Raw genomic sequence first — 481 nt, 5'->3', positions numbered from 1 at the left:
AGGGGCTTAAAGCGTTTATCCATGATTCAGCTCCTCCAATTGTTGGCAAATATTATTAATTCGATACTGGCTATTTTCAAGAATTTCAGGTGCCAATTGCAGATGCTGCATGTGCTCGAGTAACCCCTGATAAAGTGGTAATTGCTCGATTAATACCGCTTTGATTTCTTGTGGATCAATCATCGTGCTTTCGGCGATCTGTTCAATGACTGAATGCCAAATTGGCATGCCACCATGATCATCTCGCTCCCAACGTGTAGTTCGGGCAATACCATCTGGATGGAGCCACATCGGCGCAAAATCAAATAATGGGGTTAGTTGAATGATTCCATTATTGAAACGTTGAATCGCTGTATTACGGGTATGATTGTCTTTATTGCCTAAAGCGACATTGGCAAGATCACGCTTCAAATATTCAAAGATTTCCTGTTTTGGTTCAGTACAGCATTGCATCAACAGGCTACAGATCTGGTTATGGGTC

General features: G+C 42.0%; 1 protein-coding gene. It reads right to left on the bottom strand.

Going from position 1 to position 481, the window contains the following annotated elements:
* Positions 1–15: 15 nt before the first annotated feature.
* Positions 16–481 (bottom strand): HipA domain-containing protein (locus tag ACO1B7_RS18585; RefSeq protein WP_423090480.1); only part of this gene is annotated, 466 nt, incomplete at its 5' end.

The organism is Acinetobacter lwoffii (genome assembly GCF_049367455.1).
In the GTDB taxonomy this organism is placed as follows: domain Bacteria; phylum Pseudomonadota; class Gammaproteobacteria; order Pseudomonadales; family Moraxellaceae; genus Acinetobacter; species Acinetobacter lwoffii_W.
The sequence above is the reverse complement of the archived record's forward strand: the minus strand, read 5'-3'. Positions and strand labels throughout refer to the sequence as shown.